The following is a 26,222-nucleotide window of genomic DNA, read 5'->3' as shown; positions in this document are numbered from 1 at the left end:
CGCCCTCAGCGCTTCCAGAACGTCGCCCGGCGCCCCCGTGCGGGCCGGCCGTGCCCGGCGAGGAACGCGTCCAGGACCTCCCGGGCCGCGCGCCACCGGTCGGCGAGGTCCTCGCCCGAGTTCAGCCGGTCCACCAGTGCCCGCAGCGGTTCCACCGCCGGGTCGCTGAGCCCGGCCAGCAGCACCCCGAGCCGGCTGGCCAGGTCCGAGAGCAGGTCCCGGCGCTCGGCCGCGGGCAGTTCCCCGGCATCGCGCAGCCGGCGGGCCTCCACGGCGAGGATGTCGCGCAGCGCGTCGGTCTGGCGCCGGGCGCCGCCGCGGTGGCCGCGGGGCAGCCGCATCACCGACGGCACGGCCGCGAAAGTCCGCGCCGGACCCGACGGCGGAGGCGGCGGCATTGCCGGCGGAGGCGACGGCGGTGCCGCATCGGCCATGAAGTGCCGATCCGCCTCGCCGTCGAAGTACGCTGCCGCGTTGGCCTCGGAACCCGCTCCCGCGTCGACCGCCCGCGCCGAGCCCCGGGCGGGGGCGAACCCCGGTGCCATCGGCGCCGCGGCGGGCGCGACGGGCGGCGCGGCGCCAAGGCGCAGCATCGGCGCCACCGCGTCGCCGGCCGCGGGTGACGCCCACCCGGACGGCAACTCGACCGGCTGCGTGACCCGCCGCGGCGCGCCGTCGGCGGCCACCACCCGGGCGTCCACCGCCACGTACGCGGTGAACCGGCACAGCACGCCGAAGCGCAGCGAGGTCGACACGATCTGCGGCTCCAGCTCGTGCTCGCCGGCGGCGTACCGGTCCTCCAGGTCGCGCAGCCGGGCCCGGGCCCACTGCGCGGTCACGGCGGGCTCGTCGCGGCGCCGCACCGGCACCGTGGCCGTGAACAGGCCGTCGTCGCGGGTGCGCCCGGTGACCGTCAGCGCTCCGGTGGCCGCGCCGGTGTACCGGCCGGTGATCACCAGGGGCACCCCGGGGTAGAGGCCCGGCAGCCGGTACGGGCTGCGGGTGTCGTCCGTGGTCGCCAGGCCCTCGGCGCTGATGCTCAGGTCGGTCACCACGGGCGAGCCGATCCGGCGGTGGATGTGCTCCATCGCCTCGTCCAGGCGGTCCTCGCTCTCGACCAGCTCGCACCGGCCCGCACCGAGCGCGGCCAGGCGTCCGAGGAAGCCCGCGTTGACCGCCCGGTCGATCCCCACCGCGTGCACGCGGGTGGCCCCCACCAGGCCCGCGACCTCCGCGAGGATCTGGTCCTCGTTGCCGACCTGGCCGTCGGTGACCAGCACGAGCACCCGGTCGCGGCCCCCGTCCGCCGCGTGCAGCAGGCTGAGCCCCTCGTCCAGCGGGGCCAGCAGCTCGGTGCCGCCGCGGGCGGTCGCCCGGGCCAGATGTTCCACCGCGCGGAACCGATTCCGGTCGCTGGCCTCGACCAGCCCGGCGCCGAGTCCGTCGACGCGCTCCACCTGGTGGTCGAAGGTCAGCACCGCGAACCGGTCCGCGCCGGTCAGCGTGTCCACCACCCGCGCGGCGGCGCGTCGGGCGGCGACGATCTTCCAGCCCTCCATGCTGCCGGAGCGGTCCAGCAGCAGCACCACGTCCTTGGGCCGGGCACCGGCCGCGGCGTCCGCCGGAGGCAGCAGGGTCAGCTGGTACGACCCCTGCTCGCCGTCCGCGTCGGGCACCGCGATCGCCGCCTGCGTGGCGCCCGCGTACGCCAGCCGCAGCACGAAGTCGCGGTCGGCGCGCTCGCCGGGCCGGATCTCCAGGTGGCCGCCGCTGCCGGTGACGGTGTGCAGGCTGGAGCGCACCTCGCCGAGGGTGAGCCCGGCCGGGTCGATGTCGATGCCGATCGACAACCGCAGCGGGTTGGGGAAGCCGGGCAGCAGCACCGGCGGGGTGATCCGGGAGGCGTCCGGGACCGCGTCAGTGTCGTCGGCGTACCCGTCGCCCACGGCGGGGCCGGGCAGCGGTGCCCCCGGGATGTAGCGCGGCGCCACCACGAGCGGGAACCGGAAGGTCGCCGCCCCGTCCTCGTACGGCAACGGCCCGGCCAGCCGCAGCCGTACAGTCACCCGCTCGCCGGGGGCGATGTTGCCGACCCGCATCGTGAAGACGTCGGGGCGTTCCTCCTCGGCGATCGAGGCGCGCTGCCCGGCCGCGACGGCCTGGTCGTACTGCTGGCGGGCCGCGGCGCGTTCGCGCAGTTCCGCCTCGATCGTGCGGCCGTCGGCCGTCATGGTCATGCCGGTGACCGCGGCCCGGTCCGGCAGCGGGAAGACGTACGTGGCCTCCAGGGCGGTGTCGTGCACGTTGACGAACTCGGTGGTCACCACGGTGTGCGCGACGAGCCCCGTGATCGCGGCCTGGACGTCGAGCAGGTCCAGCGGAAGGTTGCCGCGCTCGGTGAGCAGGATGCCCACGCCACCGTCGATCTTCGGGCGGACCGCCCGGTCGAGCTCGGCCCCGCTCAGCGGCAGGACGGAGAAGGTCATCGGGGACTCCCATCGTTGGTGGCGAGCAGGCCGCGAGTGGCGAGCAGGTCGATCAGGGGTTGGGCGGCGGTGGCGATGTCGGCGAGGTCGGCGGCGCGCGGGCTGCCCGGCACCAGCAGCACCGCCCCGCCACCGAGCGCCACCCCGGCCAGCGGCGTTCCGGCGGCCAGCGCCGCCTCGGTGGGCAGCGGCGTTCCGGCGGCCAGCGCCGTCTCGGTGGGCAGCGCCGCCTCGGTGGGCAGCGCCGTCTCGGTGGGCAGCACCGTCTCGGGCGGTGCCGGTGCGGGCCGAGCCCGGCTTGGCGGTGCTGGGGGGTCCGCCCAGAACCGGGTCCGTGGCGGCTCGGCGCTGGTGGCCGGGTCGGCCCCGGCTAGCAGGTCCGGCGGGATCCGGGCGATCTCGGCGAGCTGGGCGTCACCGGCGCCGGCCAGCTCGGCCTGGATCTCGGCGAGGCTGCGTCCCGCCGCCTGGCGCCGCTTGAGCGCCACGAGTTGCAGCAGGTGGCGGGGCCCGTAGAGCGCCGTGCGCCCGCGCATCGCGGCGGGGCGGTCGACCAGCCCGGTGGTGGCGTACCACCGGATCGCCCGGCGGTCGGGCAGATCCCGGATGCGGCCGTTGGGCGCGCCGGGGTACTGCGCCGCCAGGGCCAGGCGTACGCGCTCCACCAGCTCGTCCATCGTCCACATGCCCACCACAATGACACTGTCATATGTCACTGTCAAATAGCGCGGTCAGGGTTCCGTCGGTCCCGGTGCCCATCCGGATGCCGTACGGCTCGCTGATCTCGTCCAGGGTGTCCCGCAGCCATGCCGTCTCCCCGGCCGTGGCGCGTTCCAGCCGCAGCCGCCGGGCCTGCAGCGGCACCAGGCGCAGGCCGGTCAGCGTCCCGTCGGTCGCCTCGAGCTCCGCCAGGTACACCAGCCGCAGGTCGGCGCGGTACCGCTCGTGCCCGCCGATGCCCTCGTAGTCGTTGATCAGGTCGCCGCAGCCGTACAGGATCAGCCGTCCGTGGTGCAGTTCGACCGGGCGCGGGTGGTGCGACGAATGGCCGTGCACGACGTCGGCCCCGCCGTCGATCAGGGCGTGGGCGAAACGCCGTTCGTCGTGCGCGACCTGATAGCCCCAGTTGCCTCCCCAGTGGAGGCTGGCCACGACGAGATCGCCGGGACGCCGCGCCGCCTCGATCTCCGCCGCGATCCGCCGCGCCCAGGCAGCCGAGGGTTCGGGCACGTACGCGACGCCCGGCCCCTCCGCGGTCGCCGCCCACCCGGCCGGAATGCCGCTTGACGGCAGCCCCGCGGCCAGCACGACGACCCGGCCCGGTCCCGACGCGACCGGCGCGGGGCGCCACGCGGCGGCGGCGTCCGCGCCCGCCCCGGCCGTGGCCAGGCCGCCCGCCCGCAGCGCGGCGAGGGTGTCCACGAGTCCGTCCGCGCCGAAGTCGAGCACGTGGTTGTTCGCCAGCACGCACACGTCCGGGCGGGCGGCGCGCAGGCAGGGCAGGTTCGCCGGGTGCAGGCGGTAGTGGATGCCCTTGCCCGCGGCCGGTGTGCCCCCGGCGGTCACCGCGGTCTCCAGGTTGAGCACCCGCACGTCCGCGTCGAGCAGGTGGGGCAGGGCGTCGCCCCACGGCCAGCGCGGGTCCGCCCCGCGCGGCACGGGCCCGTTGACCGCCTCGGCCAGGCGGACGTAGTCGCGCGCGTCGCGTACGTAGGTCTCCCACAGCTCGGGCGCGCCGGGGTGGCCGAGGATCTGATCGATGCCGCGTCCGAGCATCACGTCGCCGCACAGGGCGAGACTCACCACCCTTCCCACGCTAGACCGGTCGGCACTGTCTCGAATGTGGGATAGGATCCCCGATATGAGAACAGAGACGGTGGACGACCGGCTGGCCGTGCGGCTCGGCGCGCTGCGGGGCGAGCGCGGCTGGTCCCTCGACGACCTGGCGTCCCGCACCGGCATCAGCCGCTCCACCCTGTCCCGGCTGGAGCGCGGCGAGATCAGCCCCACCGCCGCCCTGCTCGGGCGGCTGTGCACCGCGTACGAACGCACCATGTCGGCCCTGCTGGCCGAGGTGGAGGCGGCCCCGGCCGAGCTGGTCCGCGCCGACGACCAGCCGGTGTGGCGCGACGAGGCCTCCGGGTTCACCCGGCGGCTGATCTCCCCGCCACGGCCGGGCCTGCGCGGCGAGGTCGTCGAGGGGCGGCTGCGACCGGGCGCCGACATCACGTACGAGGCGCCGCCCGTGCCCGGCCTGGAACAGCACGTCTGGGTGCTCGACGGGACGCTGGAGCTCACCGACGACGGCCGCCGCCACGAGATCGGCGCCGGGGAGTGCCTGCGGTTCCGGCTCTGGGGCGGGACCCGGTTCCGCAACCCGGGCCCGGAGCCGGTCCGCTACGCCGTCTTCGTGGTGCTGCCATGAGCACCCCGGCGCAGCAGGCGACCGTGCCGCACGTGATCGAACGCCTGACCCCGGCGAGCTTCGACGCCGCCGTCCCCGGGCTGGCCGAGGTGCTGGCCGACGCGGTCGCCGGGGGCGCCTCGGTCGGGTTCGTCGCCCCGTTCAGCCCGGCCGAGGCCGCCGCGTGGTGGCAGACGCAGCGCTCCGCGCTCGCCGACGGCAGCCTCGCCGTCTGGGCGTCGCGCGGTCCCGCCGGGATCAGCGGCACGATCAGCCTCGCGTACGCGGGCAAGGCGAACGCCCGGCATCGCGCCGAGGTGGTCAAGCTGGCGGTGCACCGGCGGGACCGGGGCCACGGGCTCGGCCGCCGGCTGCTGTCCACCGCCGAGGACGCGGCCGCCCGCGCCGGGATCACCCTGCTGCTGCTGGACACCGAGACCGCCAGCCCCGCCGAGCGGCTGTACCTGGCGGCGGGCTGGTCGCGCTACGGGATCGTGCCCGACTACGCCCTGGAGCCGAGCGGGTCGCTGCGCGACTGCAGCTTCTTCTACAAACCGATCGGCGCGGCCTGAATCGGTCCCCGGCCGCCACGGTTGTCACAGACCGGTCATCGGCCCACTCGGCCCGTGTGCCAGGAGATGGACCGCGCCCCGCCCGGCCCATCGGCGCAGCGCCACGGGCTCGCCGTACATCTCGCGGTGTGGCCAGCCGATCTTCACCACGGCGGGCGTGCCGTCGGGTAGTTCGGCGGGTGCCACCCAGCTGCAGCTGCCCGCGTGCCAGGGCGGGCCCAGCCGTACCCCGAACCGCTCGCGCACCTCGGCGATCAGCGCCGGCAGCGCGGCCAGCCACGGCCGTGCCGCCGCGATCCGGCCCAGCGTCGTGACCACCGGCAGGTCGTCGGGCACCATCTCGTCCAAGACCAGCACCCTACGGCGCCCCGGATGCGTCGCGGGCCACGAACTAGGGTTCGTGTCTGGAGAGACAGGGGGCGGCCCATGGGCGACACCGCGCGGTCTCCGCTGGGGCGGATCAGGCTGGTCAGCCTGTCGCACGTCAACGATCCCGCGACCACGTGCCTGTTCCCCGGCGATCCACCGTTCACGTTGGAGACGGCCGCGACGATCGCCGACGACGGCTATTACCTTCAGTACGTCCGCGAGGGCGAGCACACCGGCACGCACTGGGGTGCCCCCGGGCATTTCACCGACGGTGAGGCGCTGGCCGACGACCTGGAGCCGAACGACCTCTTCCTGCCCGCCGTCAAGATCGACATGCGGGACCGGTGCGCCGCCGACCCCGACTACGCGATGACGGTGGCGGACCTGCGGGACTTCGAGAACGCGCACGGCCGCATCCCGGACGGCGCCGCCGTCATCATGTGGACCGGCTGGGAGTCACACTGGGGCACGGACGCCTTCCACCGGTACGACGCCGACGGCGTGCGGCACCAGCCCGGCTTCAGCGTGGCGGCGCTCCAGTGGCTGGTGGACACCGGGCGGCTCGGCCGCAACGGCGCGCTCGGCACCGACACCTTCGGGCCCGACCCGGGCACCGACCGCACGTACGCGGTGTCCAAACTGCTCTACCGGCGACGCCGGATCAGCCTGGAGATCCTCGCCAACCTCGCGTCCCTGCCCGCCACCGGCGCGTACGTCCTGTGCGGCGGCCAGATCAACCGCCACGGCTCCGGCTCCACCGCGCTCATCTACGGGGTCCTGCCGCCGCCCGGCTGACCACGCCGCTACTCGAACAGCGAGTGGTCGCGCCCGCCCTCCGCGCGCCGCCGGGCGCGGCGCCGCACCTGCACCACCACGGCATCGACCGCGGCCACCACCGCCCAGGCGGCCAGTAGCCAGCCCGGCACGGTCCAGCCGCCGCGCCACAGCCACACGGCCAGCACCGAGCAGACGACGACACCGAACAGCGCCAGCACCAGACGCAGATTCAGCGCACTGTACGGGTGCCCGACCGTCCCGCGTCGGTCCGGAGGTTGCGCTCCGATCGGCATGCCAGGGGCCTACCCGGCCGGCCGGGGGCGGGAAACGTTGGGCGGCACGAGACCACCCACGGGACGCCGGGGCGTGGGGAGCGTGGGCGGTTCCCAGTCGGGATTCAAGGTCGGGCGCGTGGTCCGCGGGACCGGGTCGGTCGGCGGTCGAAGGGTCGTCGTGACCACCGGCCCCGGCGGCGCGGTCGTGGCCATCGGCGGCGGTCCGGTGCCGGCGGTGGTCGCGGGCGGCCACGGGTTCCGCGCGGAGGTCGCGGCGTCCGGCGGCGGCCCGGCCGATCCGGGCACGCCCCCGTTCCCGGTGTCGTCCCCGGTTCCGGTCCCCGTCGCGGCAGCCGTGCCCGGAGGTGCGCCATGATCGACAAGGGTTCCCGGGGAGGTGCCGGACGAGTTCCCGGAGGCTCCCGCCGGGCCGGTCGCGGAGGCTGCCGGGGACGGCGGGCGCACGGCGTACAGGGTTCCGGTCGAGCCGGTCGCGAACACCCCGGCCGCGTCGCCGGACGGCGCGTCGCCGAAGGTGTCCGCCACGGCCAGCTCCCATCGCGGGACCCCGGTGCCCGCGTCGACGCCGAGCAGCCGTCCGTCCGGGTAGGCGACGTTCAACTCGCCCGCGCGCACCGCCGGAAACCCGGAGGGCGCCGGTGCGGGCGCGGAAGCGGACGGCGCGGCCGTGAACGCGGCCGCCGGGACCCCGTGGGCTCCCGCCCGGGCCAGCGGTGGCAGTCGCCAGCGGCTGGCTCCCGTGTGCGCGTCCCAGGACCCCACGCTGCCGTCGGCGCCCGCCGCGAACACCACGCCGTCGCCGCCGACCGGCCGGGCCAGTCCGGTGCCGGGCAGCTCGATGCGGCTGGTCGGCGCGCCGTCGGCGGCGCGTACGCAGCGGACGGCACCGTCGTTCAGCGGCACGCAGGCGTTCTGGCCCACCAGTTGCGGCGCACCGGCGATCCGGCCCACCGCGGTCCGCCAGCGCCGGCCCTGGGCGGACCCGTACAACCGCCCGTCGGTCGCGGCGACGACCGCCACCGAGCCCCGGACCGCCGGAGCGGTGCGGATCTCGCCACCGGTCCACACCCGGGTGCGGTGCTGCCCGCCGGCCGCCTCGTACCGGTAGACGACGCCGTCGCGCCCACCCGCGTAGACGTGCTTGCCGGCGACGGTCGGCGGGGCGTCGATGGTGGTGCCGGTGGTGCGGCGCCACCGCCGCGCGCCCGACCCGGCGTCGAGGCCGAGGATTTCACCGGCCGCCGTGCTCGCCAGCACCGTGCCACCGGCGACCCGGGCCGCGACGGACACGCGGGCGCCGGCCCGGTAGGTCCATGCCGGCTGCCCGTCGGCGCGGCGGAACGCGCGGATCACCCCGTCCGCGCCGCCCAGCACGACCCGCTCCGCCGTGACCGTGGGCGGCCCGGTCGCCGCGCCGCCGGTGTCGCGGCGCCACAGCACGGTGGCGGCCGAGTGTTCGTAGGCGGCGAATCCTCCGCCCGAGGCGGCCCCGCTGTCACCGCGCGGCCAGGCCACGACCGCGGTGACGCCGACGACGGCGGCGGCCACGCCACCGGCCAGGGCGGCCCAGCGCAGCGCGCGTCGCCGCGTACCCGGCCTGGCGAGGGTGCGGCGCAACTCGCCGGTGGTGTGGGGGTCGTCCGTGCGGCCGGGCTGGCGCGCGGCGCCTGCGGCGGTGAGCCGGTCGAGGACCGGTGCGGCGGTCCCGCCCGGCCTCGCCCTACCCCCGTCCGCGGCAGGCTGCAGCAGGGTGGCCGGAGCGGCCTGCGGGCCCGGAACCGCCGCGCCCACAGGTAGGGGCACCGGGTCAGGCGACTCTGGCGAGGTCGGTGCTGCGGGCGCCGTGCCGGCGGCCGCCAGACGGGGGGCGGCGGCTCGATCACCGGCGGGTTCGTCGCCGAGCCCGCTGAGCCGGGCGGCGCCCAGGGCGATGCCGAGTTCCGGCTGCTCGTCCAGGCTGAGCGGCCGCTGGAAGTGCTCGGTCAACAGCTCGGTCACCAGGGGGATCCGCGCGGAGCCGCCCGCCAGCACGATGCACCGCAGCTCCTGCGGCGCGATCCCGGCGGACCGCAGTGCCCGCCGCATCGCCGCCACGGTCTCGCCGAGCGCCGGCCCGATCATGGCCTCGAACTCGGCGCGGTTGATCCGGACCCGGGTGTGCAGGTGCGGCAGTGCCACCCCGAGCACGGCCTCCGTGTCGTACGACAGGCTCTCCTTGGCCTCGACGCAGTCCCTGCGCAGCCGCACCAGGGCCTCGGTGACGTGCTCGTCGGCGAGGTCGAGGCCGTCGAGCGCGGAGCCGAGCGTGTCGCGTACGTGTTCGAGGATCGCCTCGTCGAAGTCGATGCCACCGAGCTGTTCGATGCCTTCCGGCTCGCCGAGCAGCGCGAACCCGTCCGTGGTCTTGCGCAGCACGGCCGCGTCGAAGGTGCCGCCGCCCAGGTCGTACACGGCGACGATCTCGCCGGGTGTGACCCGGGCGGTGGCCGCGAAGCGGACCGCCGCCGCCTCCGGTTCCGGCCGCAGCGTCACCGCGCCGACGTCGGCGAGCTGCGCGGCCTGGGCCAGCAGTTCCCGCTTGTACGGCCCCCAGTTCGCCGGATGTGTCACGACGATGCGCTCGGGGGCCGCCTCCTGGGTGCGGCTGACGGTCTCGACGACCTGGGTCAGCAGCCGGGCGGTGAGGGCGTGGGCGGAGAAGGGCGCGCCGCCGAGCAGCACCGGCACGGGGTCGCCGAGCCGCCGCTTGAACTCGCGGGCCAGCCGGGGCGGGTCCGCGTCGCCGCGCCGCTGGGCCGCCTCGCCGACGAGCATCTCGCCGTCGTCGCGCAGGTAGACCACCGAGGGGATCTCGGGTCGGCGGCTGCCCAGGTGGACGGGTTCGACGCGCCCGTCCACCCGGATCGCCGCAGCGGTGTGCGTGGTGCCGAGATCCACGCCGAGCCCGTAGCCCATTCCCCGAATGCTAGGTCGATGCTCCGCAGAGGGAATGGAACAGGTAGAACGCCGACAATACGTATCAAAAGGCGGAGGCGGTGTCCGCGGAACGGGGGGAAGCCCGCGGACACCGCCTCCGGTCGGTGGGGGAACCGACTATCAGGCCGCGAGGGCCAGGTCCTTGCGCGCGACCGGCGCGTACTCGTTGCGGCGCAGGCGGGTGTAGATGGTGAAGGTGTCCCGGATGGTGCGGACGATGGCGCTGCGGCCGACGGTGGAGCCGGCGGTGCGCTGCTCGAGGCGGACGGGGGCGCCGACGAAGTCGCGGATGCCGGCGGCCTTGGCGGCGACGAAGAACTCGAGGTCGAAGGCGAAGCGGCGCTCGCGCAGGCTGGGCAGCAGGCCGGCGAGGACGTCGCGGCGGAAGATCTTGCAGCCGGTCTGGCTGTCCCGGACGCCCAGGAAGAACAGCACCGACACCAGCGTCGAGTAGACGATCGAGACGAGCTTGCGGAAGCCGGTCGCGCCGCTGGTCGACAGGGCGTGACGCTTGTCGGCGTACACGCCGGCGTGACCGCCCGTGCGGGCCAGCAGCAGGTACTGCACCAGGTGGGCCGGGTCGATGTCGCCATCGGCGTCGATGAAGCCGACCCAGGCGCCGCGGGCGGCGGCGAAGCCGGTGTGCAGCGCGGCGCCCTTGCCCTGGTTGACGGCGTTGACGATGACCCGCACGCCCGGGATGCCGGCCAGGGTCTGCTCGGAGCCGTCAGTGCTGCCGTCGGAGACCGCGACGACCTCGAAGCCGACGCCGGCCTCGGTCAGGCACTCGGCCAGCCGCTGCACGGTGGGCCGCAGCGCCGCGCCGGGGTTGTAGAAGGGGACCACGACGGTGAGCTCGACCCCCGCGGCGGCGGGGGCCCACAGCCGGATGACGTCGGCGGGCTTCGGCGCGGCGGCGGCGGGGCGGGCGATCAGCGTTGCGGTCATGCCCCCGTAGTTCGGAGCCGAACCTCAAGACAACCTCTAGCGGCAGTCAAGCCAACGGCAAGCTTCGCCGCGATCGGCGGTCAGCGCGCGGGCGAGCCCGGCCAGAGCGGCTCCCGGGCCGCCTCGTGCGTCACACGCAGCACCCGCAGCACGTTGCGCCCCGTCAGTTTCACCAGCTCCGCCTCGGACCAGCCGCGCTGCACCAGCTCGGCCAGCAGGCGCGGATATCCGGAGACGTCCGCCAGCCCCACGGGCAGCCGGTCCGTGCCGTCGTAGTCACCGCCGAGCCCGATGTGCTCCAGACCGGCCACCTCGCGCGCGTGTTCGACGTGGTCGGCGACCTGGGCGAGGGTCGCCTCGGGCCGCGGATGGGCGGCCAGCCAGTCCCGCAGGCGCGGGTCCTCGCCCGGTTCGGCGGGCGCCTGGGCGGCGGCGAGCGCGGCGGCGGACTCGCCAGGCCGGGGCGCGCGGGGCCAGGGCGCGTCGTCGGCGGGCAGGCCGAGCCGCTTCCGCTGGTCCGCGTACGCGGCCGTCCAGTCCGCGACCGCCGGGGACACGAACGGCGGCACGAACGTCACCTGCACCACCCCGCCGTTGTCCCGCAGCCGGGCCAGCACGTCGTCCGGGACGTTGCGGACATGGTCGGTCAGGGCCCGGCACGACGAGTGGCTGAACAGTACGGGCGCCTCGGCGACGTCGAGCGCCGCGTGCATGGTGACCGGCGCCACGTGGGACAGGTCGACGATGACGCCGATGCGCTGCATCTCCCGCACGATGGCCCGGCCCACGTCGTTCAGGCCCCCCACCACGGGCTCGGCGGTGGACGCGTCCGCCCAGGAGGTGTGGTGGTTGTGGGTGAGCGTCACGTACCGCACGCCCAGCCGGGCGAAGGCGCGCAGCACCCCGAGCGAGGTGGCCAGGCTGTGCCCACCCTCGATCCCGATCAGGGAGGCGATCCGCCCGGACGCGATCGCCGCCTCGACCCCGTCGGCGTCGTAGGCGATCGCGAGCTCCCGCGGGTACGCGGCGACCAACCGGTACACCGCGTCGACCTGCTCCAGGGTGGCCGTCACCGCCTCGGGCTCGGACAGGTCGCCGGGCACGAAGACGGACCAGAACTGGGCGCCCACCCCGCCCGCGCGCAGCCGGGGCAGGTCGGTGTGGAACTCGGGGCGGTGCCGGTCCAGGCCGGACACGTCGTACCCGGTGCGCGCCCGCAGCGCCATGGGCAGGTCGTTGTGCCCGTCGATCACCGGCATGGAGCGCAGGACCCGCGCGACGGTGTCAGTCACCCGGCAAGCCTGTCAGATGTGTCCTGGGTCACAACGAGGTGGTCGTCCACTCTCCATGATGGCCGGTCGAGGCGGCCCGTTCGGCGCTTGCGGCAGCCCGGGTAGCGAGGCGCTCTGACCTGGGTAGTGACGCGTCCCGGCCGAAAGTATGAGGTGCAACCGGCGAGCAACCGTCCGAGACCGGGAGGCGCACCGCACGACCCCGAATCTCTTTCATGTGACCGGCCGACGTGGGCCGGAACGATCGGGGGAGAGATTCAATTGGCTCGCAAGGTCCGCAAGTCAGTGACCATGGTCGGCGCGATGCTGGCCGGCACGGGCACCGCGCTTCTGACGCCGCTGGGCGCGCTCGCCGCCCCGGCCGCGGCGCCGGCGGGCCAGCAGGTGAAGCTGGCGGCCTCCGACGACTCGTACACCTCCAGCACCCGCCGCACCACGGCGTTCGGCAAGGAGGACAAGCTCGCCGTCGGTCAGGCCGGCAAGGAGGTCAAGACCGGGTACGTGGAGTTCACCGTCCCGGCCGGCACCAAGGTCACCGGCGCCCGGCTGGACCTGCCGGTGGAGAGCACCCCGGGCGGAGCCGTCAAGGTGAACCAGCTTTCCGGCGGATTCAACGAGAAGACCCTGACCGCGGCCAACGCGCCCGCGCTCGGTGCCGCCGTCGGTACGGCCAAGGCCGCCGGTTCCCAGCTGAGCATCGACCTGAGCAAGGTCGTCACCAAGCCCGGCGTGTACGCGTTCGCGCTGCGTTCCAACGCTGACGTCACCCGGATCCGCTCGGCGGAGAACCCGGACGGTGGCCCGCAGCTGACCGTCACCACCGCCGCGCCCAAGCCCACCAAGCCGGCGACCCCGCCGACCAAGCCGACGACGCCGCCCACGACGCCGCCGAGCACCCCGCCCACCACGCCGCCCACGACGCCGCCGAGCACTCCGCCGACGACGCCGCCGGCTCCGCAGGAGTGCGTGACCGGCGACCTGCTCGTGCCGTCCTGCGGCGTGCTGTGGGGCGCGGCCGCCGGTGGCTTCACCTCCGCGCCGCGTGACGCGGAGCTGAAGAAGTGGGAGCAGCTGTCCGGCCGCGACGCGTCGATCTTCCACACCTACCACAAGGGTGACGAGGTCTTCCCGACCAAGAGCGAGATCGCCATGACCTCCGACCCGGCGCACCCCCGCGTGCTGCTGGTCAACTGGAAGGTCGCCTACGGCTCCACCTGGGCCAAGGTCGCCAAGGGCGAGCAGGACGCCCGGATCGACAAGTTCGCCCAGCGGGTCAAGACCACCTACGGCGACAAGAAGTTCTTCCTCGTGCTCAACCACGAGCCGGAGAACGACGTGATCGCCAAGAAGGGCTCCGGCATGGAGGCCAAGGACTTCGCCGCCATGTACCGGCACACCATCCAGCGCCTCGACAGCAAGGGCGTGGACAACGCGATCAACGTGATGGCCTACATGGGCAACGAGAAGTGGATGGCGCAGTCCTGGTGGAACGACCTGTACCCCGGCGACGACGTCGTGGACTGGATGGGCCTGGACTCCTACGTCAGCGCGGAGAAGGGCTACTACCACTACGGCCAGTTCGGTGACCTGCTCGACCGTCAGCCGTCCGGCGGTGGCCAGGGCTGGTACGACTGGGCCACCACCCAGCACGCGTCGAAGCCGATCATGGTCGCCGAGTGGGGCGTGTACCACCGCATCGGCAAGCCGACCGACAAGACCGCCGGCTACAACTCGGTGCTGCCGGAGCTGGCCAAGCGCCCGAACATCAAGGCGATCGTGTACTTCGACACCAAGCACGACGACGAGGGCGACCGCGACATCAGCATCGACAGCACCCCGGCCAACCTGGCCGCCTTCAAGACCCTCGCCGCCAACCCGATCTTCAACGTCAAGATCGCCTGACCGGCACCAGCCACACCCACGAGCCGCCCGGCACCCGCCGGGCGGCTCGTGCCGTTCCCGCACCCCGTCACGGGTGCGCGTCCAGATACGCCTGGGCCATCCGCTTCGGTACCCGGGCCAGCCAGGCGTCCACCAGCAGCTCCCGCAGCTCGTCGGGCTCGATCACGCCGAGGCGGACCAGCACCGCCGGATACCCGGCGAAGTGCGGGGTACGGAAGTAGACCGCCGGATCGTCGGCGCACAACGCCTCGGCCACACCCACGTCCGCCACCCGTACGCCGAGAATGTCGCCGTCGGGCGCCGCGTCGCCCAGGGCCGCGTAGTCCGCCTTGCGCAGCGGCCGTTCCCAGGCCAGATTCTTGTCCCGGGCCCGCCACTCGCGCGGCGCGCGCTCCACCGTCTCCGGCAGCGCCGCCGTGATCGCGCGCACATCCTCCCAGGTCGCCATGGCGCCTCCTGATCGTTTCGGGCGTGGTTGCCGTAGTGGTACCGCACGGGTGCGACAAAACGCGTCTCACCCGGCGCCGAACCCCTCAGATCCGCGCCCGAATGCCCGATCACGACGAGGACAGCGTGCAACGTGCACGCGAGGCCACCGGAGGTACCGGCGATGACACTCAGGCGCGTGTACGCGGCCGTGAGTGGCATGCGCCCGGGCACCGCCGTCGTGCTCGGCGCGGTCGCCGTGTTCACCGCCTGGATGCTCACCGGGCTGGGCGGGCCGACCCTCACCCGCGACGTCTCCAACGTCGGGACCTTCCTGCTGACCCTGGTCGCTGCCGGCGCCTGCCTGCTGCGTGGCGCCCGCCACCGGGGCCGCGTGCGGGGCTTCTGGTACGGCACGGGCGCCGGCCTGCTCTCCTGGGCGCTCGGGCAGGGCATCTGGACCTGGCAGGAGACCGTGCTGCGCGGCGAGGTGCCGTTCCCGTCGGCGGCGGACATGGGCTACCTGTTGATGATGCCGTTCATCGCGGCCGGGCTGCTGCTGGCGCCGGTCTCCCGGCAGACCCTGTCGCACCGGTTGCGCAGCGTCGTCGACGGGCTGATGATCGCCACCTCGCTGCTGCTGGTCGCCTGGCTCCTGGTGGTCGCGCCGCTGATCGGCTCGTCCGGGAGCTCGTTGGTCGGGCTGTCGGTCACGCTCGCCTACCCGCTGGGTGACGTCGTGCTCATCACGGTCGTGCTGCACGTGCTGGCGCTGCTGCGCCGCCGGGGCGAGCAGGCCGGGCCGACGCTGCTGGTCGGCGCCGCCATGGTGGTCATCTGCGTCACGGACTCGGTGTACGTCCTGGTGTCGCTGAAGGGCGACTACGAGAGCGGTGGCCTGCTCGACGTCGGCTGGTTCGTGGGCTTCGCGCTGGTGCTGCTGGCGGCCCGGACGCGCGGTCACTCGGCCCCCGAGGACCTCGAGCGGGAGGAGGCCGCGGAGGTCGAACGGCCGTTCGCGATCGCCCTGCCCTACGCGGCCGTCGTCGGCGCCGTCCTGATCAGCGTCGTCTGGTTCGCGCGGACGGGGCACGCGGACGCGTTCTTCGCCTGGTCGCGCACGGTGCTGATCGTGCTGATCCTGGTCCGTCAGCTGATCACGCTGCGCGAGAACCGGCACCTGACCCGGCACCTGGAGGCCCGCGTCGCGGTGCGCACCGCGGAGCTGCACGCCAGCGAGCAGCGCTTCCGCGCCCTGGTGCAGCAGAGCTCCGACTCCGTCGCGATCATCGCGGCGGATTCGACCATCCGCTACCAGAGCGACTCCATCGAACGGATCTTCGGATACCCGGCGACGATGCTCCTGGGGCACCGGCTGGTGGAGGCCGCGGGCAAGGCGGCGGGCCCGCGCATCGCCGCCGCCATCGACTCCGTGCGCGCCGAACCGTACGCCACGACCGTGCTGGAGGTGCCCATCCGGCACTTCGACGGCCGGGTGCGGCTGGCGGAGATGACCATCACGAACCTGCTCGACGACCCCGCGGTCGGCGGCTTCGTGCTCAACACCCGCGACATCCACGACGCCAAGGAGCTGCAGGACCAGCTGCTGCACACGGCGTACCACGACGGGTTGACCGGGCTGGCCAGCCGGGCGCTGTTCCGGGACCGGCTGGAGGAGGCGCTGGCGGCGGCCGACGCGCGCGCCGAGGTCGCGATCCTGTTCCTGGACCTCGACGGGTTCAAGGAGGTCAACGACAGCCTGGGGCACGCCGCGGGCGACGAGCTGCTGGTGCGGGTGGCCGCCCGGATCCGGGAGACCGTACGGGAGCACGACACCGTGGCCCGCTTCGGCGGCGACGAGTTCGCCGTACTCGTGCAGTCGATCGCCGCGACCCGTGACGCCGAGGCCGTGGCCCGGCGCATCGTGGCCGCCATCGGCGAGCCGGTCACGGTCGACGGCCGTGAGCTGCACGTCGGCGCCAGCATCGGCCTGGCCTCCGGCGCGGACGCCGACGACACCGACCAGTTGCTGCGCAACGCCGACCTGGCCATGTACAAGGCGAAGGCCGGCGGTGGCGGCGGGGTCGCCAGCTACGACCCGAAGATGCACAACGTGCTCGTCGAGCGCCTGCAGCTGGAGGCCGACCTGCGGGTCGCGTTGGAGCAGGGCCAGCTCGCGCTGCACTACCAGCCGACCGTGGACCTGCGCTCCAGCCTGATCGTCGGTTTCGAGGCGCTGGTGCGCTGGCACCACCCGACCCGCGGGATGGTCTCGCCGCTGGAGTTCATCGGCATCGCCGAGACGACCGGCCTGATCGTGCCGCTCGGGCGCTGGGTGCTGGCCGAGGCGTGCCGCCAGGCGGTGGCCTGGGGCGCCGACGGCGACCGCGACCTCACGATGGCGGTGAACGTCTCGGTGCGCCAGTTCGAGCACGGCGACCTCGCCGAGATGGTCGCCGAGGTGCTGGCGGAGACCGGGATGCCCGCCGAACGGCTGCGCCTGGAGATGACGGAGAGCGTGCTGCTCACCGACACCGACGAGAACCTCGCCCAGCTGCAGCGGATCCGCGCGCTCGGGGTCACCCTCGCGATGGACGACTTCGGTACGGGCTACTCGTCGCTGGCGTATCTGCGCCGCTTCCCGATGGAGATCCTGAAGATCGACCGGTCCTTCGTGGACCGCCTCGGTGGCGGCGACCGCGAGGACGTCGCGCTGGTGCGTACGATCGTGCAGCTGGGGCAGAGCCTCGGCATGGCGACCGTGGCGGAGGGCATCGAGGACGCCGTCCAGCTCGCCGCGCTGCGGGAGATGGGCTGCCCGTTCGCGCAGGGCTACTACCTGTCCCGCCCGCTGCCCGCCCCGGAGGCCGGCAAGCTTCTGGTCCACGGCCTGCCCACCCCCGCCGTCGCGGCCTGACCGGGACCTCCCATCCGGCGGGCGCCGCATGGGAGGGGGCCGTAAAGCAAGAGCACTGCTCTCGCTGTGGCACACTGTTCGCATGAGTGCCTCAGGAGTTCGCGCCCGCGTCCGGGCCGAGATGACCGAAGAGATCAAGGCGGTGGCCCTGCGGCACCTGGCCAGCGACGGCGCCAACCTGTCGCTGCGGGCGGTCGCGCGGGACCTGGGCATGGCGTCCTCCGCGGTCTATCGCTACTTCGCCAGCCGCGACGAGCTGCTCACCGCGCTGATCATCGACGCGTACGACGCGGTGGGCGGGGCCGCCGAGCGGGCCGGGGCCGCCCCGGGCGCACCTCTGGACCGCCTGCTGGCCGTGGCCTCGGCGGTCCGCGACTGGGCCCTCGCGCAGCCGCACCAGTGGGCGCTCATCTATGGCACCCCGGTCCCCGGGTACCGGGCGCCGCAGGACACCGTCGGCCCGGGCATCCGGGTGCCGCTGCTGATCGGGCACATCCTCCTGGACGCGTACCGGGCCGGTGAGCTGGGTCTCGGCGCGCCGCTGCCCGGCCGCTTCGCCGAGGAACTCGCGCCGGTGGCCGCGGACCTCGGCCCGGACGTCCCGGTCCGCCTGCTGGCCAGCACGTTCGCGTTGTACTTCCACCTGTGCGGCGCGATCAGCGGCGAACTGTTCGGCCAGCTGGCCAACTCCATCGAAGACGACCGCCGCGGCTTCTTCGACTTCCAGATCCGCGGCGCCGCGTCCGCCGCCGGCCTCGCGTCCACCCCGTGATCTCGCCGACGGGCGGGGAAGTGCGGCAGGGGGGCGGGGGTTCGTGCCAGGATGGCGGCGAGAGTCCGGGTTCAGGCGGGAGACAGGCATGAGCGAGCACGTGTCCGACAGCGTGGAATGGCAGGCCTTGCAGGGGTACGCCGAGAAGTTCTCGGCGGTGCACCTGCGGGAGCTGTTCGACGCCGACCCCCGGCGCGGCGAGCTGCTCACCGCCGAGGTCGGCGACCTGTACGTCGACTACAGCAAGAACCTGGTGACCGACGAGGTGATGACGGCGCTGTTCGCCCTCGCCGAGCGGGCCCGGCTGCGCGAGCGGATCGCCGCCATGTTCGCGGGCGAGCACATCAACTCGACCGAGGACCGGGCCGTGCTGCACACCGCCCTGCGCCTGCCGCGCGACGCGTCGCTGGTCGTCGACGGCCAGGACGTGGTGGCCGACGTGCACGCGGTGCTGGACCGGATGGCCGCGTTCAGCGAGCGGGTGCGCTCGGGCCAGTGGGTCGGGCACACCGGCCAGCGGATCCGCACCGTGGTCAACATCGGCATCGGCGGCTCCGACCTCGGCCCGGTGATGGCGTACGAGGCGCTGAAGGCGTACAAGGATCCCCAGATCGAATGCCGGTTCGTGTCCAACATCGACCCCACGGACCTGTGGCAGAAGACCCACGACCTGGACCCGGCCAGCACCCTGTTCATCGTGGTGTCCAAGACCTTCACCACGCAGGAGACGCTGACCAACGCGCGGCAGGCCCGCGACTGGCTGCTGGCGGGCCTCGGCGGCGACCAGGCGGCCGTGGCGAAGCACTTCGTGGCGGTCAGCACCAACGCGCAGCGGGTCGCCGACTTCGGTATCGACACGCAGAACATGTTCGGCTTCTGGGACTGGGTGGGCGGCCGGTACTCGCTGCCCTCCGCGGTCGGGCTGTCCGTGATGGTGGCGGTCGGCCCGGAGCACTTCCGCGCGCTGCTCGACGGCTACCACACCGTGGACGAGCACTTCCGGACCGCTCCGCTGGAGCAGAACGTGCCGGTCCTGCTGGGGCTGCTCAACGTCTGGTACGACTCGTTCCTGGGCGCCCAGTCGCACGCGGTCCTGCCGTACGCGCAGTACCTGCACCGGTTCGCCGCATACCTGCAGCAGCTCACCATGGAGAGCAACGGCAAGTCGGTGCGCCTGGACGGCACCGAGGTCGAGTACCAGACCGGGGAGATCTTCTGGGGTGAGCCCGGCACCAACGGCCAGCACGCGTTCTACCAGCTCATCCACCAGGGCACGAAGCTGATCCCGGCCGACTTCATCGGCTTCAGCCAGCCGAACCACGACCTCGGCGAGATGCACGACCTGTTCATGTCGAACTTCCTCGCGCAGACCGGCGCGCTGGCCTTCGGCCGCACGGCCGAGCAGGTGCGGGCCGAGGGCGTGCCCGAGGCGCTGGTGCCGCACAAGGTCATGCGGGGCAACCACCCCACCACCACGATCCTCGGCCGCGAGCTCACCCCGGCCGCGCTGGGCCAGCTGATCGCCCTGTACGAGCACATCGTGTTCACGCAGGGCACCATCTGGGAGATCAACCCGTTCGACCAGTGGGGCGTGGAACTGGGCAAGGTCATGGCCAACCAGCTGGCGCCGAAGCTGACCGCGCCCGAGGCGCCGCCCGCCACCGACGACTCGTCGACCAACGCGCTGATCGCCCGCTACCGCGCCCAGCGCGGCCGGTAAGAACTGAGAAAGGGCGGCCCGCATCGGGCCGCCCTTTCTGTCGGTACCGCGTCGTAGGCTGCCGCCGTGAAGATCTCCGCAGCCGACGCCCTCGATTTACGTACGCGCAGCCTGCTGCTGCGCGCGCATCCGGCCGGGTCCCCGGGTGACGTGGCCGGGATCGTGGAGTGGTTCGGCGCGATGCAGGCGCAGGACCTGGCGAGCGGGCAGTGGTCGCTGGGCGCCCGGCTGCCCGGCAGCACCCTGGCCGACGTGACCGCGGCCCTGGAGCGCCGCGAGGCGATCCGCACCTGGCCGATGCGGGGCACCGTCCACCTCGTCCCACCCGCCGACGCGCACTGGATGCTCGACCTCATGGGCGTGCGTGCCCTCGCCGGGGCCGCCAAGCGCCGGGCCTTCCTCGGGCTCGATGAGCGCACCGCCGAGCGCAGCGTGGAGGTGCTGGGCGCCGCCCTGGCCGGGGGAAACCGGCTGACCCGGTCGCAGTGCATGGCGGCACTGGCCGACGCGGGCGTCGAGGTCGAGGGTCAGCTGGGCTACCACCTGCTCTGGTATGCCAGCCAGCGCGGCGTCACCTGCATCGCACCGAACATCGGCAAGGAGCAGACCTTCGTCCTGCTCGACGAGTGGGTGCCCGCGCCGCGCCGGCCCACCCGCGAGGAGGCGCTCGGCATCATCGCGTTGCGCTACTTCCGCAGCCACGGCCCGGCCCCCCGCAAGGATTTCGTCGGCTGGACGGGCCTGACCGTGACCGACGCCAAGGCGGGCATCGCGGCGGCCGGGTCGGCCCTGGCCACGGTCGAGGTGGACGGGGCCGAGATGATCGCCGACGCGGCGCTGCTGGACGCGGGCACGGACCGGCTCGACGCCGCCACGGTCGATCGCGGCGACGAGTGGTGGGCGCTGCCGGGCTTCGACGAGTTCCTGCTCGGCTACAAGGACCGCTCGCTGATGGTCGACGACGACCACAAGCAGGCGATCATCCCGGGCGGCAACGGCGTCTTCCGGGCGACGATCGTGCGCGCGGGCCGGGTGGTCGCCACCTGGACCCGCACCCTGGGCCGCTCGGCGGTCGCCGTGGACGTGGTGCCCCTGGTCGCGCTGCGGGCGGGGGAGCGGCGCCGCGCCGAGCAGGCCCTGGAGCCGTACGCCGCGTTTCACGGCCGGCCGTTGCGGGTGCGCTGGCCACAGTCCTGACCAGCGGCCGAGACATCGCCGTCCGCGAATCTGTTAACAACCCTTGTAAATACTGTTCACAAACGTCAATATGTTTGGCACCAGCCTGGATCGCGGACTTCAGGAGTGCCATGAGAACTCGACGTCGGGCGTTCGCCCTGATAACCGGTGCGGCCATGACCATCGCGATGGCGGTGGCGGTCGCGCCCGACGGCATGGCGGCCGTCTCCGCCGGGGACGCCGCGGCGGTCGCGTGCAGCGCCACGGTGTGGGCGGAGGGCAACACGTACACCGCCGGCACCCAGGTGACCTACCAGGGCCACCTCTATCGGGCCCTGGTCACGCACACCGCCCACCCGGGTGCGGGCTGGAACCCGGCCTCGACCCCGTCACTGTGGACCGATCTCGGTGCCTGCACCGGCGGCACCACCCCGCCGACCACGACCCCGCCCACCACCACGCCACCGACCACCACCCCGCCGACGACGACCCCGCCGACGACGACCCCGCCCACGAGCACGCCGCCGACCGGCGGGACCTGCGCGGTGAAGTCCCGCCCGGCCGGCAAGGTCCTCGTCGGATACTGGGAGAACTGGGACGGCGCCAGCAACGGCGTGCACCCCGGCCTCGGCTGGATCCCGATCACCGACACCCGGCTCGCCCAGCACGGCTACAACGTCATCAACGCCGCGTTCCCCGTGATCCGCGCCGACGGCACGGTGCTGTGGGAGGACGGCATGGACGCGGGCGTGAAGGTCGCCACCCCGGCGGAGATGTGCCAGGCCAAGGCATCGGGCGCGACCATCCTCATGTCGATCGGCGGCGCGGCGGCGGGCATCGACCTGAGTTCCAGCGCGGTCGCCGACCGGTTCGTCGCGACCATCGTGCCGATCCTGAAGAGGTACAACTTCGACGGCATCGACATCGACATCGAGACCGGCCTCACCGGCAGCGGCAGCATCGGCACGCTGTCGGCCTCGCAGGCCAACCTCATCCGCATCATCGACGGGGTCCTCGCGCAGATGCCGTCGAACTTCGGCCTGACCATGGCCCCCGAGACCGCGTACGTGACCGGGGGCAGCGTGACCTACGGCTCCATCTGGGGCTCCTACCTGCCGATCATCAAGAAGTACGCCGACAACGGCCGCCTGTGGTGGCTCAACATGCAGTACTACAACGGCAGCATGTACGGCTGCGCGGGCGACTCGTACCAGGCGGGGACCGTGCAGGGCTTCGTCACCCAGACCCAGTGCCTCAACGCCGGCCTGGTCGTGCAGGGCACCACGATCCGCGTCCCGTACGACAAGCAGGTGCCCGGTCTCCCCGCCCAGCCGGGAGCGGGCGGGGGGTACATGAGCCCGTCGCTGGTCTCCCAGGCGTACGGCGCCGTCAGCGGGATCAAGGGCCTGATGACCTGGTCGGCGAACTGGGACGGCTCGCGCGGCTGGACGTTCGGCGACAACGTCCGGGCGCTGCAGGGCCGCTGAAACGGCCTAGTTCCGGTGATCTTGGGGACTTCGGGTTGGCAGCTGACCCGGAGTCCCCAAGTTCTCGGGCGGCTCGATGGGCCCGTGCTGGAGACTCGGCGTGAGGGCGCTCACCGTACACATCTTGTCTGACTGTGAAATAGTTGACGAGTCAAGGATGTTGTGCGGGGCAGTCCGGGGCGCGCCCGTCCCCGGCCCGAGGCTCAGGAGCGGTCATGCAGTTCGGGATCTTCACCGTCGGCGACGTCACGCCCGATCCGACCACCGGGCGGGCGCCCAGCGAGCACGAGCGGATCACCGCGATGGTGGCGATCGCCCGCAAGGCCGAGGAGGTCGGGCTCGACGTCTTCGCCACCGGCGAACACCACAACGAGCCGTTCGTGCCCTCCTCGCCCACCACCCTGCTCGGCTACATCGCGGGGCAGACCTCCACCCTGCTGCTGTCCACGGCCACCACGCTGATCACCACCAACGACCCGGTGAAGATCGCGGAGGACTACGCCATGCTGCAGCACCTGTCCGGCGGCCGGGTCGATCTCATGCTGGGGCGCGGCAACACCGGGCCGGTCTACCCGTGGTTCGGCAAGGACATACGGGCCGGCATCCCGCTCGCCATCGAGAACTACGCGCTGCTGCACCGGCTCTGGCGCGAGCACACGGTCGACTGGTCGGGCAAGTTCCGTACCCCGCTGCAGTCGTTCACCTCGACGCCGCGCCCACTCGACGGGATCCCGCCGTTCGTCTGGCACGGCTCCATCCGCAGCCCGGAGATCGCCGAGCAGGCCGCGTACTACGGCGACGGATTCTTCGCCAACCACATCTTCTGGCCGCCGTCGCACACCCAGCGGATGGTCGAGCTGTACCGCGAGCGCTTCGCCCACTACGGCCACGGCGACGCCGACCGGGCCATCGTCGGCCTCGGCGGGCAGGTGTTCATGCGCCGCAACTCGCAGGACGCGATCGCTGAGTTCCGGCCGTACTTCGACAACGCCCCGGTGTACGGCCACGGTCCGTCGCTGGAGGAGTTCACCGAGCAGACCCCGCTGACCGTCGGCAGCCCGCAGCAGGTCATCGACCGCACCCTGGGCTTCCGGGAGTACGTCGGCGACTACCAGCGCCAGCTGTTCCTGCTGGACCACGCCGGGCTGCCGCTCAAGACCGTGCTGGAGCAGCTCGACCTGCTCGGCGAGATCGTGCCGGTCCTGCGCCGCGAGTTCGCCGCGCGCCGGCCCGCGCACGTGCCCGACGCGCCCACCCACGCGTCCCTGCTGGCTGCCCGCTCGCAACCGGAGGAGGTCACCGCATCATGACCGAGCGCACCGAGCGCAGGACCGGCGGAATCAGCCGGCCGGAGCGCACCCTGGTCGTGGTCAGCGCGGGGCTGACCCGGCCCTCGTCCACCCGCCTGCTGGCCGACCGGCTGGCCGCCGCCACCGTGGCGGCGGCCGACCGCGACGGCGCCCGGCTGACGGTCCGCGTGATCGAGCTGCGCGAACTGGCGCACGACATCACCAACCACCTGCTCACCGGCTTCGCCCCGGCGGCCCTGGCGGACGCCCTGGAAGCCGTGGCACACGCGGACGCGCTGATCGCGGTCACGCCGATCTTCAGCGCCAGCTACAGCGGGCTGTTCAAGTCGTTCTTCGACGTGCTGGAGCCCGACACGCTGGCCGGCAAGCCGGTGCGGGTCGCGGCGACGGCGGGCACCGCCCGGCACTCGCTGGCGCTGGAGCACGCCCTGCGGCCGCTGTTCACGTACCTGGGTGCGGTCGTCGTGCCGACGGCCGTGCTGGCCGCCAGCGACGACTGGGCCGGCGCGCAGGCGCAGGGCCCGCTGCGGGCGCGCATCGACCGGGCGGCGGGCGAGCTGGCGCGGGAGGCGGCCCGCCGCCAGCCGGCCGTGGTCGCCGACCCGTTCACCCTGACCACCTCGTTCGAGGAGCTGCTGGCAGGCTGACACCCATGACCATGGAGCGGATCGTGCTGATCCGGCACGGGCAGACGCCGTGGAGCGCGGCCGGGCGGCACACGTCGTACACCGACGTCGAGCTGACCCCGGCCGGGCAGGACCAGGCCCGGGCGCTCGGTGCCCGGCTGGCCGGGCACCGCTTCGCCGCGGTGCTGTGCAGCCCGCGGGCCCGGGCCCGGCGCACCGCCGAGCTGGCCGGGCTGGCCGTCACCGAGGTCACCGACGACCTGGCGGAATGGCACTACGGCGAGTACGAGGGGATCACCACCGCGCAGATCCACCAGACGCGGCCCGGCTGGTCGCTGTGGACCGACGGGTGCCCCGGCGGGGAGTCCCCGGAGCAGGTCGGCGCCCGGCTCGACCGGGTGCTGGCGCGCGCCCGTACCCTGCTGGCCGGCGGCGATGTCGCGCTGGTGGCGCACGGCCACGCGCTGCGGGTGGCCGGTGCCCGCTGGATCGGCCTGCCGCCCAGCGGGGGCGGCCGGCTCCGGCTGGACACGGCCACGCTGTCCGCGCTCGGCTTCGAGCACGGCGCCGAGGTCCTGGACACCTGGAACGCCGCCGGCTGAGCGCCCCACATCGACCGCCCGCGTCGCCGCCGACGCAGGTCAGTACCGTGGACCCGTCGCCCGGCGCGGGCGGCGGCCGGGCACGGGAAGGAACGGCGGGCGCATGGCCGACGACAGGGTCCGGCGGGTCACCAGCGCGGACGTCGCCCGCGAGGCGGGAGTGTCCCGCGCCACGGTCAGCTACGTCCTCAACGACACTCCACACCAGAGCATCCCGGCGGAGACCCGGCGCCGGGTGCTGGAGGCCGCCGCGCGGCTGGACTACGCGCCCTCGGCGGCGGCCCGGACGCTGCGCAGCGGGCGTTCCGACGTGGTGCTGTGCCTGCTGCCCGACTGGCCGGTCGGGCCGGAGGTCGGCGCGCTGCTCGGCAACCTTTCCGCCGCGCTGGCCCGCCGGGGGATGACGTTCGTGGCGCACCCGTCCACCCGCGAGGACCGGCCGATCGCGGAGATCTGGAAGGCGATCACCCCGGCCGCGGTGCTGGCGTTCGAGGACCTGTCGGCCGCCGAGATCGCGGCGATGCGCGCCGCCGGGGTGGCGTCGCTGGTCGCGCTGCTGGGCCGGTCCCGGCGGCGCCCCGGCGAACTCGAGGTGCCGCAGCAGCGGGTGGGCCGGCTGCAGGCCGAGCATCTGGCCGCGCTCGGGCACCCGCGCCTCGGGTACGCGTACCCCGACGACCCTCGGGTGGCCATCTTCGCCGAGCCGCGCCGGGACGGGGCCCGGGCGGCCTGCGCGGGGCTGGGACTGCCCGCTCCGGTGAGCCGTACGGTGCCGCTCGACGGTGCCGCCGCGGCGGCGGTGGTGCGGGACTGGCGCGACGCCGGGGTGACCGCGGTGTGCGCGTACAACGACGAGGTGGCGCTGGCCGTGCTGGCCGGGCTACGCGCCTGCGGCCTGACCGCGCCGGGCGACCTCGCGGTCATCGGGGTGGACGACATCGTCGCGGCCCGCCTGGCCGACCCGGCGCTGAGCACGGTCACCACGGACCAGGCGGCGCTCGCGGAGTACCTGGCCGCGACGATCGTCGAGGTGATCCACGGGCGGCCCGCCCCGCCGGGACCGGGGGAGGACATCACCCGGGTCGTGCGGCGCGCGTCGACCTGAGCGCGCCTGTCACCCGGAAGGTCACCAGCACCCTCGCTTGTCGACGTTCGACCTCCGGG

General features: G+C 73.8%; 22 protein-coding genes. 13 read left to right on the top strand and 9 right to left on the bottom strand.

Annotation, left to right across the window (positions count from 1 at the left end; all coding sequences use genetic code 11):
* Positions 1–5: 5 nt before the first annotated feature.
* Genes EV385_RS32520 through EV385_RS32510 form a run of 3 tightly spaced genes read right to left on the bottom strand, consistent with a single transcriptional unit; the run spans position 6 to position 4,292 of the window.
* Positions 6–2,486: a VIT domain-containing protein gene (locus EV385_RS32520; protein ID WP_130512915.1), complete on the bottom strand. Its 2,481-nt coding sequence runs from the start codon at positions 2,484–2,486 to the stop codon at positions 6–8.
* Complete coding sequence (locus EV385_RS32515) at positions 2,483–3,202, bottom strand: MerR family transcriptional regulator (protein ID WP_242625200.1); 720 nt, start codon at positions 3,200–3,202, stop codon at positions 2,483–2,485. The genes EV385_RS32520 and EV385_RS32515 overlap by 4 nt, the downstream gene beginning before the upstream one ends.
* Entirely contained in the window at positions 3,192–4,292 is a 1,101-nt protein-coding gene (locus EV385_RS32510) for a CapA family protein (protein WP_207230039.1), read from the bottom strand. The genes EV385_RS32515 and EV385_RS32510 overlap by 11 nt, the downstream gene beginning before the upstream one ends.
* Before the next feature lie 55 nt (positions 4,293–4,347).
* Between EV385_RS32510 and EV385_RS32505 the strand changes: the two genes are divergently transcribed.
* Positions 4,348–4,911: a helix-turn-helix domain-containing protein gene (locus EV385_RS32505; RefSeq protein ID WP_130512913.1), complete on the top strand. Its 564-nt coding sequence runs from the start codon at positions 4,348–4,350 to the stop codon at positions 4,909–4,911.
* The gene (locus EV385_RS32500; protein WP_130512912.1) at positions 4,908–5,462 is read left to right on the top strand and encodes a GNAT family N-acetyltransferase; all 555 of its coding nucleotides are present in this window, start codon (positions 4,908–4,910) and stop codon (positions 5,460–5,462) included. The genes EV385_RS32505 and EV385_RS32500 overlap by 4 nt, the downstream gene beginning before the upstream one ends.
* Before the next feature lie 24 nt (positions 5,463–5,486).
* On the opposite strand, the gene EV385_RS32495 is transcribed toward EV385_RS32500, so the two are convergent.
* Positions 5,487–5,810 (bottom strand): hypothetical protein, encoded by a 324-nt coding sequence (locus tag EV385_RS32495; protein WP_341273984.1) that lies wholly within the window; start codon positions 5,808–5,810, stop codon positions 5,487–5,489.
* 78 nt (positions 5,811–5,888) lie between these two features.
* Between EV385_RS32495 and EV385_RS32490 the strand changes: the two genes are divergently transcribed.
* Complete coding sequence (locus EV385_RS32490; protein ID WP_207230038.1) at positions 5,889–6,626, top strand: cyclase family protein; 738 nt, start codon at positions 5,889–5,891, stop codon at positions 6,624–6,626.
* Positions 6,627–6,634: 8 nt separating this feature from the next.
* On the opposite strand, the gene EV385_RS32485 is transcribed toward EV385_RS32490, so the two are convergent.
* From EV385_RS32485 to EV385_RS32470, 4 genes are all read right to left on the bottom strand, one after another.
* Positions 6,635–6,901 (bottom strand): hypothetical protein, encoded by a 267-nt coding sequence (locus EV385_RS32485; RefSeq protein ID WP_130512910.1) that lies wholly within the window; start codon positions 6,899–6,901, stop codon positions 6,635–6,637.
* Positions 6,902–6,910: 9 nt separating this feature from the next.
* Positions 6,911–9,859 (bottom strand): hsp70 family protein, encoded by a 2,949-nt coding sequence (locus EV385_RS32480; RefSeq protein ID WP_130512909.1) that lies wholly within the window; start codon positions 9,857–9,859, stop codon positions 6,911–6,913.
* A gap of 141 nt (positions 9,860–10,000) precedes the next feature.
* Complete coding sequence (locus EV385_RS32475; protein ID WP_130512908.1) at positions 10,001–10,828, bottom strand: glycosyltransferase family 2 protein; 828 nt, start codon at positions 10,826–10,828, stop codon at positions 10,001–10,003.
* Between the two features lie 80 nt (positions 10,829–10,908).
* Positions 10,909–12,120, bottom strand: coding sequence for a dipeptidase (locus EV385_RS32470; RefSeq protein ID WP_242625199.1), 1,212 nt, complete (start codon positions 12,118–12,120; stop codon positions 10,909–10,911).
* Positions 12,121–12,381: 261 nt separating this feature from the next.
* Between EV385_RS32470 and EV385_RS32465 the strand changes: the two genes are divergently transcribed.
* The gene (locus tag EV385_RS32465; RefSeq protein ID WP_242625198.1) at positions 12,382–14,022 is read left to right on the top strand and encodes a CBM96 family carbohydrate-binding protein; all 1,641 of its coding nucleotides are present in this window, start codon (positions 12,382–12,384) and stop codon (positions 14,020–14,022) included.
* A 67-nt stretch (positions 14,023–14,089) separates the two neighbouring features.
* Here the strand turns inward: EV385_RS32465 and EV385_RS32460 are convergent, their stop codons facing one another.
* On the bottom strand, positions 14,090–14,470 hold the full coding sequence (locus EV385_RS32460) for an MmcQ/YjbR family DNA-binding protein (protein ID WP_130512907.1): 381 nt from the start codon (positions 14,468–14,470) through the stop codon (positions 14,090–14,092).
* A gap of 162 nt (positions 14,471–14,632) precedes the next feature.
* On the opposite strand from EV385_RS32460, the gene EV385_RS32455 reads away from it, so the two are divergent.
* The 9 genes from EV385_RS32455 to EV385_RS32415 all read left to right on the top strand — a co-directional run bounded on the left by EV385_RS32455 (position 14,633) and on the right by EV385_RS32415 (position 26,163).
* Positions 14,633–17,365, top strand: a complete 2,733-nt coding sequence (locus EV385_RS32455; protein WP_242625197.1) for a putative bifunctional diguanylate cyclase/phosphodiesterase — start codon at positions 14,633–14,635, stop codon at positions 17,363–17,365.
* 82 nt (positions 17,366–17,447) lie between these two features.
* The gene (locus EV385_RS32450) at positions 17,448–18,137 is read left to right on the top strand and encodes a TetR/AcrR family transcriptional regulator (RefSeq protein WP_130512906.1); all 690 of its coding nucleotides are present in this window, start codon (positions 17,448–17,450) and stop codon (positions 18,135–18,137) included.
* 88 nt (positions 18,138–18,225) lie between these two features.
* The gene (gene pgi, locus EV385_RS32445; RefSeq protein WP_130512905.1) at positions 18,226–19,857 is read left to right on the top strand and encodes a glucose-6-phosphate isomerase; all 1,632 of its coding nucleotides are present in this window, start codon (positions 18,226–18,228) and stop codon (positions 19,855–19,857) included.
* A gap of 72 nt (positions 19,858–19,929) precedes the next feature.
* Positions 19,930–21,054 (top strand): winged helix DNA-binding domain-containing protein, encoded by a 1,125-nt coding sequence (locus EV385_RS32440; RefSeq protein WP_423203144.1) that lies wholly within the window; start codon positions 19,930–19,932, stop codon positions 21,052–21,054.
* Positions 21,055–21,164: 110 nt separating this feature from the next.
* Entirely contained in the window at positions 21,165–22,520 is a 1,356-nt protein-coding gene (locus EV385_RS32435; RefSeq protein WP_207230037.1) for a carbohydrate-binding protein, read from the top strand.
* 215 nt (positions 22,521–22,735) lie between these two features.
* A complete protein-coding gene (locus EV385_RS32430; RefSeq protein WP_130512903.1) occupies positions 22,736–23,830 on the top strand; it encodes an LLM class flavin-dependent oxidoreductase in 1,095 nt (364 codons plus the stop codon).
* A complete protein-coding gene (locus EV385_RS32425; RefSeq protein WP_130512902.1) occupies positions 23,827–24,477 on the top strand; it encodes an FMN reductase in 651 nt (216 codons plus the stop codon). Before EV385_RS32430 ends, EV385_RS32425 begins: the two co-directional genes overlap by 4 nt.
* Positions 24,478–24,488: 11 nt before the next feature.
* A complete protein-coding gene (locus tag EV385_RS32420) occupies positions 24,489–25,058 on the top strand; it encodes a histidine phosphatase family protein (protein ID WP_130513713.1) in 570 nt (189 codons plus the stop codon).
* A gap of 103 nt (positions 25,059–25,161) precedes the next feature.
* Positions 25,162–26,163, top strand: coding sequence for a LacI family DNA-binding transcriptional regulator (locus EV385_RS32415; RefSeq protein WP_130512901.1), 1,002 nt, complete (start codon positions 25,162–25,164; stop codon positions 26,161–26,163).
* Positions 26,164–26,222: the final 59 nt, after the last annotated feature.

The organism is Krasilnikovia cinnamomea (assembly GCF_004217545.1).
Taxonomy (GTDB): domain Bacteria; phylum Actinomycetota; class Actinomycetes; order Mycobacteriales; family Micromonosporaceae; genus Actinoplanes; species Actinoplanes cinnamomeus.
The sequence above is the reverse complement of the archived record's forward strand: the minus strand, read 5'-3'. Positions and strand labels throughout refer to the sequence as shown.